The 11,471-nt window shown below is 60.0% G+C and carries 7 protein-coding genes; all 7 read left to right on the top strand.

All coding sequences use genetic code 11. The features are described 5' to 3' along the window. Positions 1–6: 6 nt before the first annotated feature. Complete coding sequence (flgH, locus tag L8H52_RS04270; protein WP_034153262.1) at positions 7–702, top strand: flagellar basal body L-ring protein FlgH; 696 nt, start codon at positions 7–9, stop codon at positions 700–702. A gap of 27 nt (positions 703–729) precedes the next feature. Continuing rightward, on the top strand, positions 730–1,818 hold the full coding sequence (locus L8H52_RS04275) for a flagellar basal body P-ring protein FlgI (protein WP_242205510.1): 1,089 nt from the start codon (positions 730–732) through the stop codon (positions 1,816–1,818). Between the two features lie 11 nt (positions 1,819–1,829). Continuing rightward, positions 1,830–3,122 (top strand): flagellar assembly peptidoglycan hydrolase FlgJ, encoded by a 1,293-nt coding sequence (gene flgJ, locus L8H52_RS04280; RefSeq protein ID WP_242204346.1) that lies wholly within the window; start codon positions 1,830–1,832, stop codon positions 3,120–3,122. Between the two features lie 24 nt (positions 3,123–3,146). After that, positions 3,147–5,192, top strand: a complete 2,046-nt coding sequence (flgK, locus tag L8H52_RS04285) for a flagellar hook-associated protein FlgK (protein WP_242204345.1) — start codon at positions 3,147–3,149, stop codon at positions 5,190–5,192. Between the two features lie 13 nt (positions 5,193–5,205). Then, entirely contained in the window at positions 5,206–6,774 is a 1,569-nt protein-coding gene (locus tag L8H52_RS04290) for a flagellar hook-associated protein 3 (RefSeq protein ID WP_242204342.1), read from the top strand. Between the two features lie 114 nt (positions 6,775–6,888). Beyond that, a complete protein-coding gene (locus L8H52_RS04295; RefSeq protein ID WP_242204340.1) occupies positions 6,889–10,491 on the top strand; it encodes a glycosyltransferase in 3,603 nt (1,200 codons plus the stop codon). Positions 10,492–10,718: 227 nt separating this feature from the next. Next, positions 10,719–11,471 (top strand): calcium-binding protein (locus tag L8H52_RS30430; RefSeq protein WP_277930200.1); only part of this gene is annotated, 753 nt, incomplete at its 3' end.

Here is an 11,471-nt window from a genome sequence, read left to right on the forward strand (position 1 = left end):
AGGGTCATGAATCGCTTTGTATCTGTTCTGGCATTGAGTGGGGTCGTCTCGCTCGCGGGCTGTGTCGCCCCGACGCCCAAGCCCAATGACCCTTACTACGCCCCGGTGTTGCCGCGCACGCCGCTGCCGGCTGCGGCCAATAACGGCTCGATCTACCAGGCCGGCTTCGAGCAGAACCTGTACAGCGACCGCAAGGCGTTCCGGGTCGGTGACATCATCACCATCACCCTGAACGAGAAGACCCAGGCGAGCAAGAACGCCAACTCGCAAGTGGCCAAGAACAGCAAGACCGGTATCGGCCTGACGTCGTTGTTCGGCGGTAGTGGCACCACCAACAACCCGTTGGGCGGCAACGACCTGAGTCTTGATGTGGGCTACAGCGGCGACCGCGCCACCAAAGGCGACAGCAAGGCCGCGCAGGGCAACACCCTGACCGGTTCGGTCACCGTGACTGTGGCCGACGTCTTGCCCAACGGCATCATTGCTGTGCGCGGCGAGAAGTGGATGACTCTCAACACCGGTGATGAGCTGGTGCGGATTGCAGGTTTAGTGCGTGCCGATGACATCGCCACTGACAACACCGTGTCGTCGACTCGTGTCGCCGATGCGCGCATCACCTACTCGGGCACCGGTTCGTTTGCCGATGCGAGTCAGCCAGGCTGGTTCGACCGTTTCTTCCTCAGCCCGCTGTTCCCTTTCTAGGTGGCGACTTTGAATTTCAAGAGCCTCATGCTGGCTGCGGCGCTGATGTCCGCAGCCTTTGCTGCCCACGCCGAGCGGCTGAAAGATATCGCCAGCATTTCCGGCGTGCGCTCCAACCAGTTGATCGGTTACGGCCTGGTGGTCGGGCTTAACGGCACCGGCGACCAGACGACGCAAACCCCGTTCACCCTGCAGACCTTCAACAACATGCTTTCGCAGTTCGGCATCAAGGTGCCACCGGGATCGGGCAACGTGCAGTTGAAAAACGTCGCGGCGGTGTCGATCAGTGCCGACTTGCCGCCGTTCGCCAAGCCGGGTCAGCAGGTCGACATCACGGTGTCCTCGATCGGTAACTCCAAGAGCCTGCGCGGCGGCACACTGTTGCTGACCCCGCTCAAGGGTATCGACGGCAATGTCTACGCCATCGCTCAGGGCAACCTGGTGGTTGGCGGTTTCGACGCCGAAGGCCGTGACGGATCGAAGATCACCGTCAACGTTCCGTCGGCAGGTCGCATCCCTGGCGGTGCCTCGGTGGAACGTTCGGTGCCGAGCGGTTTCAACCAGGGCAACAGCCTGACGCTGAACCTCAACCGTTCCGACTTCACCACCGCCAAGCGTATCGTCGACAAGATCAACGACATGCTCGGCCCTGGCGTCGCGCAAGCCATCGACGGCGGTTCGATTCGTGTCACCGCGCCGCTCGATCCGAGCCAGCGCGTCGACTACTTGTCTATCCTGGAAAACCTTGAAGTCGATCCGGGTCAGGCGGTGGCGAAAGTCATCATCAACTCGCGTACCGGCACCATCGTCATCGGCCAGAACGTGAAAGTGTCGCCAGCCGCCGTGACTCACGGCAGCCTGACCGTGACCATCACCGAAGACCCTATCGTCAGCCAGCCGGGCCCGCTGTCCAATGGCCAGACCGCTGTCGTGCCGCGTTCGCGGGTGAATGCCGAGCAGGAAGCCAAGCCGATGTTCAAGTTTGGCCCGGGCACTACCCTCGACGAGATCGTGCGGGCGGTGAACCAGGTCGGCGCGGCACCGGGTGACTTGATGGCGATCCTCGAAGCGCTGAAGCAGGCCGGCGCGTTGCAAGCCGACCTGATCGTGATCTGAGGCCGACCTTTATGGATATGCGCAAAAGCGGTCTGGTCAGCAGCAACGATTCGGGCTCCTACTCGGACCTCAATCGCCTGAACCAGCTCAAGGTCGGCGACAAGAACAGCGATGCGAACATGCGCAAAGTGGCGCAGGAGTTCGAATCGCTGTTCCTTGGTGAAATGCTCAAGTCGATGCGTTCAGCCACCGAAGCGCTGGGTCAGGACAACCCGCTCAACACGCCGGCGGCCAAGCAGTACCAGGAAATGTACGACCAGCAATTGGCCGTTTCCATGTCCCGCGAGGGCGGTGGTATCGGTCTGGCCGACGTGCTGATGCGGCAGATGTCGAAGAACAAACCGATGGCGCCGGGCGAGGCTGCGGCCGCGTCCGCCGCCAAGCAGGAAGAAGCCAAGGCAAAAGCCGCTGCAGTGGTCACGCCGATTGCCGCCGGCACCGTGGCCACCAACGGCCCGTTGTCGCGCCTCAATGGTGAGCGTCCGTTGTGGGCGTCGCGTTCGGTGAATGCACCGAATACGCAGTTGGCCCATCGCAACGACATGGAACTGATCAATCAGCGTCGTCTGGCTCTGCCACCGAAACTGGCCGATCGTTTGCTCGCAGGCCTGGTGCCATCGGCTACGTCGGCAGCGGCCACACAATTGCCGCAACGCGCGACCACGGCGGCCACCACTGGCGCCGGCCCGCTGTACAACGGCGATTGGCTGGCGCGTGCCGAGAACGAAAAAGCCTCGGGCGGCCAGATGCAGATTTATGGTCGCGCCATGGCGCAGATTCCGTTGGCGCCGGCGAAGAAAGCCTTCAGCTCCGCCGACGAATTCGTCAACACCATGCTGCCGATGGCCAAGGAAGCGGCCGACCGTATCGGCGTCGATCCGCGCTATCTGGTGGCACAGGCTGCGCTGGAAACCGGTTGGGGCAAATCGGTCATGCGTGCCCAGGATGGCAGCAGCAGCCACAACCTGTTCGGCATCAAGGCGAGCAGCAACTGGAAGGGCGATTCGGCGCGGGCGATCACCAGCGAGTTCCGCAACGGGCAGATGGTCAAGGAGACGGCCGAGTTCCGTTCCTATGCCTCGTACAAGGACAGCTTCCACGATCTGGTGACTTTGCTGCAGAGCAATAATCGCTATCAAGATGTCGTGAAGTCTGCCGATAACCCAGAACAGTTTGTACGCGAGTTGCAAAAGGCCGGTTACGCCACCGACCCGAACTACGCGACAAAGATTTCGCAGATAGCCAAGCAGATGAACAGTTTCCAAAACTACGCTGCGGCGGGTGTATCCACCACGCCTTTCTAAGGCACAAGGTATAAGGTCTGAACCATGAGTTTGCTCAATATCGGGATGTCGGGACTGTCGGCCAGCCAGTCCTCTTTGGCTACGACAGGCAACAACATTGCCAACGTCGACACCGCCGGTTATTCACGTCAGCAAACCGTGCAGGGCACCAAATCCTCGCAGCAGTTCGGCACCGTGTTCATCGGTACGGGCACCACCCTGGCCGACGTGCGCCGGGTGTACAACTCGTACCTGGAAAGCCAGCTGCACACCGCTACTTCGCTCGACAGCGAATCGGCTGCTTACCTGGCGCAGGCCACGCCGCTGGACTCCATGCTGTCGGACACCAACACCGGCCTGACCGGCGTGCTGCAGAAATTCTTCACCACGATGCAGGGCGTTTCGACCTCGGCGACCGATGACACTTCCCGTCAATCGGTGCTGACCGGCGCGCAGGCGCTGACCAGCCGCTTCAACACCCTCGCCAAACAGCTGAACGACCAGAACACCACCATCAATGGCAGCCTGGGCGACATGACGTCCCAGGTGAACAAGCTGGCCACCTCGATTGCCAACCTGAACCAGAAGATCGGTGAGATCTCCACCAGCGGTGGTGCGCCGAACGATCTGCTCGACAGTCGTAACGAAGCCGTACGCCAGTTGTCCGAGTTGACCGGTGCACAGGTCGTCGAGCGTGGCACCAGTTTTGACGTCTACATCGGCAGCGGTCAGCCGCTGGTGATCGGCAACACCACCAACACGCTGAGCATGGTCGCGAGCAAAGACGATCCGTCGCGCATGGCCATCCAGATGGATCGCGGTTCGAGCACCATCGACATCACCTCGGCGATGAGCGGTGGCGAAATTGGCGGCCTGCTGACTTACCGCAAAGAAGTCCTCGACCCGTCGCTCAATGAGCTGGGCCGAGTGGCGCTGGTGATCGCGGATCAGGTCAACAGCCAGCAAGCCCAGGGCATCGACAAGAACGGTGACTTCGGTGCGGCGATTTTCAACAACATCAACAGTACCGCGCTGGTCAGTTCGCGCAGCATCGCGCAGTCTGGCAACAGTACCGGTTCGGGTAACCTCGATGTCACCATCAAGGACACCGGCAAGCTGACCACCAGCGATTATCAAGTGACGTTCACCAGCGCCACTGACTACACCGTCAAGCGTTCCGACGGCACCGATATGGGCGCCTTCAGCACCACGACCAATCCGCCGCCAGTGATCGACGGTTTCACCCTTGCGCTCAAGGGTGGTGCGTTGAGCGCCGGTGACAGCTTCAAAATCACCCCGACCCGTAATGCGGCGGCGAGCATCCAGACAGTGCTCACCGATCCGAAGAAAATCGCTGCGGCCGGTCCGTTGACCGGTGTGGCCAGCGCTAGCGGTCTGGGCACCTTCACCCAGCCGACGCTGACCAGCAAGATCGATATCTACAACCCGACTTCCCAGGCTGACATGCAGGCGGCGCTGAAGAATTCGACGCCGGTGAAACTGGTGTTCGGTGCGGTTACCGGGGGCAGCCAGTCTTACACTTTTGTGGATGCCAAGGGCGGCCTCATCAGCAGCGGCACTATCGTTCCCGGTCAATCGAACGCGCTGGAACTTAAAGTCGGCATCGTCGATGCCAGCGGCAACCCGGTGCTGGACACCAGCGTTACGCCGAACGTACAGAAAACCTTCTCCGTGCAGACCACCGTTGGCGGCACGCCGAAGCCTGGCGAAACCTTCACCATGAACCTGACCGGTGCGGCGTCTTCGGACAACCGCAACGCGCAATCGCTGGTCGCCCTTCAAACGGCGCAGACCGTCGATACCGGTTCGGCGAGCAAGGGCATCAGCCTGACTGACGCCTACAACAAGCTGGTGACCAACGTCGGTACCAAGACCGCCCAGGGCAAGTCCGACAGCGCCGCGACTTCGGCGATCCTGGATAACGCCAAAGGCGCCCGCGATTCGCTGTCCGGCGTGAACCTGGATGAAGAAACCGGCAACCTGGTCAAATATCAGCAGTACTACACAGCGTCTTCGCAGATCATCAAAGCTGCGCAGGAAACTTTCGCCACGCTGATCAACAGCCTTTAAGGAGTCGTAATTCATGCGCATTTCCACCGCCCAGTATTACGGCACGCAAGCGTCGGACTATCAGCGTAACTTCAACAAGGCTGTCGCCACGGCCAGCGAGGCGAGCAGCCTGCAGCGCATCACCAATGCATCCGATGATCCGATCGGTGCAGGGCGTTTGCTGCAACTGGGCCAGCAGGCCGCGATGCTGGATCAGTACAAGACCAACGTTGATACCACCAAAAGTGCATTGAACGTGCAGGAGTCCACGCTGGATTCGATCACCACGGCTTTGGCACGCGCCAAGGAAATCTCCCTGGCAGCCAACAACGGCACGATCACCGACAAGGACCGCCAGGCTTACGCCTCGGAACTGGGCGAGATCCAGAAACAAGTGCTGGGCCTGATGAACTCCAAGGATGCCAACGGCAACTACCTGTTCTCCGGTTCGAAAACCGACACGGCCCCTTACTCGCAGAACGGCGACGGCACCTACACCTACAACGGTGACCAGACCACCATCAATCTGGGTATTGGCGATGGCCTGTCGGTCGGCACCAACACCACCGGTTGGGATGCCTTTCAGCAGACCATCAATACCGCCCGCACCAACGTCACCCGCACCGCTCCGGCGGTAGATGATGGCCGTGTGGTGCTGTCCAACGGAACGATCGGCACTGAAGCTACCTACAACGCCAAGTTCACCGCCGGGCAGCCGTACACCGTCAGTTTCGTCAGCAGCACACAGATGCAAATCACTGACGCACTGGGTAACGATGTGACTGCTGAAGCCAGCAAGAACGGCGTGATCAGCAACACCAGTGGTTCCAATCAGAGCTTCAGCTTCCGTGGCGTCGACATGCAGCTGAACATCAACCTGAAGGCCGGTGATACCAACCCGGACGCGGTCATTGCCGGGCACAGCTTTCAGTTGGCGGTCACACCGGACACGTTCACCACTGCGCGTAGCCCGGGCAACCCTTCGACGGCGGTGATCACCGGTTCCAATATCACCGATCAGGCCGCCTACACCGCAGCATTCCCGCAGGGTGGCGCGGTGCTCAAATTCACCAGCGCCACAGCGTTTGACCTGTACGCGGCGCCGGTCACGGCGGACAGCAAGCCTGTTTCTTCGGGCACCGTGGCCGGTGGTAATGCAACGGCGGCCGGCGTGACATTCGCTTTGGGCAACACCCCTGCGGCCGGCGATCAGTTTTCGATTCAGCCAAATAACCACCAGACCCAGAACGTGCTCGATACCCTGGGTCAGATGATTACTGCGCTGAACACACCCATCGATGGCGATCCGGTCGCCAAGCAAAAACTGCAGGGCGCCATGGAAGCCGGTATCGGTAACATCGACGCTGCGGCCAATCAGATTGGCACCGCAGTCACGTCGATCGGTGCCCGTGGTCAGTCGCTGGATATGCAGGCTGTTACCAACGACAGTCTGAGCACCGCTAACACCACGACGCAAGGTTCGATCCGCGATTCCGATCCGGCCGAAGTCATGACTCGTCTGACCTTGCAACAGACTATGTTGCAGGCTGCGCAACTGGCGTTCAGCAAGATCAGCCAGTTGGGTCTGTTCAACAAGATCTGACGGTAACGGGCGCGCAAGCGCCCGGAACTTCGGCTCCTGAGTTTTCAATGTCTTTTTTCGCGGTTTCAGAGGGCTCGCAATTCCGGGCGGGTTCCCGCCGCTTGCGAGTCCGCCGTGAAGTCACTTCCCCTTGTCAGCCTTGTCATTCCTGCCTTCAATCCGCGCTTCTTCGAGCGGGCATTGCGCAGCGCCGTCAGCCAGGGTTATGGCAATCTTGAAATCATTGTGTGCGATGACAGTCGCGGCGGTGAAATCGAAGCCATTGTCACAGCCTTGATCGAGCAGAGCGGGGTGGTGGTGCGTTATGTGCGCAATCCGCACACCTTGGGAATGGTCGGCAACCTGCAGGCCTGCCTGGATCAGGCGCAGGGCGAATTCATCAAGTTTCTGTGCGATGACGATCAACTGTTCAGCAGTTGCATCGAGCGTCAGGCCGACGTGCTTGCTCATCGTGACGAAGTCAATCTGGTGCTGGCCCAGCGGTTGTTCTGGGACACCGACGACATGGTGCTGCCGTCACGGCTGGAAAACACACCACTGTCACCGATCAGTGGCTTGTTCAAGGGGGAGGACCTGCTGGCGCTCTTCGAGACGTTCCCGTCGAACCTCCTCGGTGGTTTCAGTAATGCCCTGTTCCGTCGCGCCGACATTGTCGAATTACTGCCGGCGCTGACTCAGCCAGACCACTGTTTTGTCGCGAGCCTCGATTTCGCGTTGTTCGTGTGTTTGCTGCGACGCGGCAACGTAGTGATTTCCAATCATGTGTTGAGTGTCGAACGCCTGTATCCGGATCGTTTGAGCGGCCAGCAAGCCATGAAGGACGCGATGGGCGTCGAGCAGAAATGGCTGCTGCAAATGCTCGAGGCGCGCAGCGGAGAGTCGGCGCCAGCCAAGGGCTGGGCGCGTTATGTGCCAATGCCCAAAGCGGATGAGTCGCCTCGGGTCTGGACAGAGCTGCCGCTGAGCCGAACGCTCGGTACCAAACAGAGCGCCCAGATCTGGCAGGTTGGCGCTGACAGCCAGAGTTTTTCCGAACTCTACTCGCAATGGCTGGCGTGCCGCAGGCTCAGTGACGTCCAGAGCAGATTGCTGCCCGACACCCTGGCAGGCTGGCCGGCCACACCGCGTATCGTGCCCATCGTGGTGGATGAGCAGGGCAGTCCTGCGGCGCTGGAGCGCACGCTGGAAAGTCTCGCCGCGCAGGTCTATCCGCCCGAGCTGACGCTGGTGTTGTCCAGCCATTGCGCTGAACCGGTACTGGATGGGCGGGTGTTCCATTTGCCGTTACAGGACGACTACCTGCAACAGATCAATCAGTTGCTGCCGCAACTGGAAGGCGCTGACTGGTTCTATCTGCTGCGCGCCGGTGATCGTCTGGTGGCCCCGGCCTTGCTGATGATGGCCGAGCGGATCGCGTTCAACAGCGCTTTGCACTGTCTGTACAGCGATGAAGGCAGTTTGCGTGCGGGTGAGTCGGTGGAGCCGGCATTCAAGCCTGACTTCAACCTGGATCTGATGCGCACCTACCCCTATGTCGGCCGCGCCCTGGCGTTCCGGCGCGAGACCTTCCTGGCACTCGGCGGCTTCGATTCGACGTTTGCCGAACTCGCGCCTCACGACATCCTCTGGCGCATGGTTGAGGATCAAGGCACTCAGGTGGTGGGGCATCTGGCCGAGATTGCCATCGAGTCGTCTTTCGACCTGGCGCAGTGGTTGTCGCTGCCCGCTGTAACGGATAACAACGCGCGATTGCTGTCGGCACATCTTGATCGCCTGGGCATCGCCCACGATCTGCGTCGTGGCAGTGTCGAGTTGCTCAATCGAGTCGATTACCGGCATGCCCGTCGGCCGTTGGTCTCGATCATCATTTCTACTCGCGACCAGATTGCTGCCCTGCAACGCTGTGTCGAAAGCCTGCTGGAAAAAACCGCGTACAGCGAGTACGAGCTGTTGCTGGTCGACAATGCCAGCGAGAGCGCCGAGGCCCGCGCCTGGCTGGACGGCATGGCGCAACTGGGCAGCGAGCGCGTGCGCGTGCTGACTTACCCGCAGCAGGGTAACGTCGCCGCGCTGCGCAACTTTGCCGTGGCTCAGGCGAGGGGCGAGTATGTCCTGCTGCTCAACCCTTACACCGTGATCACTCAGGCTGACTGGCTCGACGAGTTGCTCAATCACGCTCAGCGCCCGGAAGTCGGCATCGTCGGTGCCAAGCTTTTCAATCCCGATGGCTATGTGTTGCATGCGGGGCTGGTGCTCGGTTTGCAGGGGCCGGCCGGTCTGCCGTTTTATGGTCAGGCGATGCAGTCATCCGGCTACATGTTCCGCTTGCAAGTGGTTCAGGACCTGAGTGCCGTCGGCGCCGATTGCCTGATGGTGCGCAAGTCAGTGTTCGATGCGGTTGACCGTCTGGATGAGCAGAGCCTGCCGCGTATGCTGCATGAAGTGGACCTGGCACTGCGCGTAGCCCAGCAGGGTTATCTCGTGGTGTGGACGCCTTATGCGGTGCTGGCGCTGGGCGCGCAGCCAGTCGACGCGGTCATCAATGAAGAAGCGGTCTCGCACAATCAGCAGGAAGAAACGTTTTTCAAGCGCTGGCTGCCGGTCATTGCCCGCGACCCTGCCTACAATCCCAATCTGTCGTTGCACAAGCACACGGGTTCGAGCTTCACGCTCGAGCCGGGCCTGCGCACAGGCTGGAGTCCTTTCAGCAACAGCACGCTGCCGAAGATTCTCGGGTTGCCGCTCAACGCCTCCGCGATCGGTCACTATCGTGTCACGCAACCGCTGATCGAACTTGAAGCGGCCGGGCGGGTACAGGGGCAGATTCGCTATAGCGTGAACCTGCCGCCGATTGTTGAAATCGAGCGTATGTCGCCTGATGTCATCGTTCTGCAAGGGCGTTACACAGCGGCGTCGGTCAACGAAATGCCGGTACTGCGCAACTACTTCAATGCTCGCAGCATCTATGAGCTTGACGACTACGTCATTGATGTTCCTCATCGCAATGCGCATATCCGCAACATGCCGGACAAGTATGAAATGGAGCGTATTGTTCGCCGTGCGATCGGCATGTGCGACCGCGTCGTGGTTTCGACTCAGCCATTGGCCAACGTCTTGTCGGACATGCATCACGACATCCGCGTGGTGCCGAACATGTTGGCGAAAGAGTTCTGGAGCAACCTGCGCGGCCAGCGGCGGACCTCGAAAAAACCGCGAGTCGGTTGGGGTGGCGGCACCAGTCACCATGGTGACTTGGCGGTGATCGCGGATGTCGTGCGCGAACTGGCGGATGAAGTCGACTGGGTATTTTTCGGCATGTGCCCGGACGATCTGCGTCCTTACATGCATGAATTCCATGGCGTGATCGGCCTCGACGCGTATCCGGCGAAACTGGCCAGCCTCAATCTGGATCTGGCTTTGGCGCCGCTGGAATTCCATATTTTCAACGACTGCAAAAGTAACCTGCGTCTGCTGGAGTACGGTGCCTGCGGTTACCCGGTGATCTGCACCGACACCGAGGCCTACCGCGGCTACCTGCCGTGCACGCGGATCAAGACCAACACTACGGACGAATGGCTGCAGGCTATCCGCATGCACCTGGCCGATCCGGACGCCAGCTACCGCATGGGCGACGAGTTGCGTGAAGTCGTGCTGCGCGACTACATCTTGCGCGGCGATAACCTGCGTTACTGGGAACATGGCTGGCTGGCGGATTGATCGATCAACTCCGGCGACATAAAAACAGGCGACTTTTGCAGTCGCCTGTTTTTTTTTGCGTCGTCTTTTCGTATTTGTATCAATCCCAATACATTTTTACGCCATGGCTCAAGTTGTGATGCATTCCTGTCGATATCAACACATTCGGAGTTCTTTATCGTTCGCCGCGATGACGTGTGATCGCCACGCGAACCGGTACCGGTTCACAACAAGGCAAGGAAGAAACAATGGCTGTTATAAATGGGACAAACGGCGCGGATACGCTGACGGGTACCAGTGGTGATGACGAGATCAATGGTCTTGGCGGCAACGACCTGATTCTGGGTGGTGCCGGTGCGGACAAGATCGACGGTGGTGCAGGTACCGACACGGTGGATTACTCGGCGTCTGCCGCAGGCATCAACGTCGATATTCGCTACACCACCCCAGGGCGTGCGGGCATCGGCGGTGATTCGGAAGGCGATACTCTGTTCAACGTCGAGAAGGTCATTGGTACGGCCTTCAACGATACTTTCAGCATCGATTCCATCTCGGCGACCTTCGAAGGTGGTGCGGGCGATGATGTCTACATCCTCAACAGTGGCAACTCGACGGTCATCGAGCAGGTGGGCGGCGGCAATGACGAAGTGCGCACCAACTACGGCGTAATAGGCCTGAACGCCAACGTCGAGCGTCTGACCTATACCGGTACCGGCGCGTTCACCGGTTATGGCAACGCCAGCGACAACATCATTACTGGCGGCATCGGCAACGACACCCTGTTCGGTGGTGATGGTGCCGACCAGTTCTTCGGCGGTGCAGGCATCGACACGGTCGGCTATACCGACAGCACTGTCGGTGTGACTGTGAATCTGAAGACGGGTGTTCACACAGGTATTGCCAAGGGTGACACCTTCACCGACATCGAAGGTATTCGCGGTTCGAACTTCAACGACACCTTCGTCGCCGATAGCCGGGCGATTGCCTTCGATGGTGGCACA

It is taken from the genome of Pseudomonas sp. CROZ-RG-20F-R04-15, assembly GCF_022662375.1.
Taxonomy (GTDB): Bacteria; Pseudomonadota; Gammaproteobacteria; order Pseudomonadales; family Pseudomonadaceae; genus Aquipseudomonas.

Bases quoted from the DNA above. Each gene is read 5' to 3' on its own strand.
- flgH (WP_034153262.1), top strand. From the start codon at position 7: ATGAATCGCTTTGTATCTGTTCTGGCATTGAGTGGGGTCGTCTCGCTC.
- L8H52_RS04275 (WP_242205510.1), top strand. From the start codon at position 730: ATGCTGGCTGCGGCGCTGATGTCCGCAGCCTTTGCTGCCCACGCCGAG.
- flgJ (WP_242204346.1), top strand. From the start codon at position 1,830: ATGGATATGCGCAAAAGCGGTCTGGTCAGCAGCAACGATTCGGGCTCC.
- flgK (WP_242204345.1), top strand. From the start codon at position 3,147: ATGAGTTTGCTCAATATCGGGATGTCGGGACTGTCGGCCAGCCAGTCC.
- L8H52_RS04290 (WP_242204342.1), top strand. From the start codon at position 5,206: ATGCGCATTTCCACCGCCCAGTATTACGGCACGCAAGCGTCGGACTAT.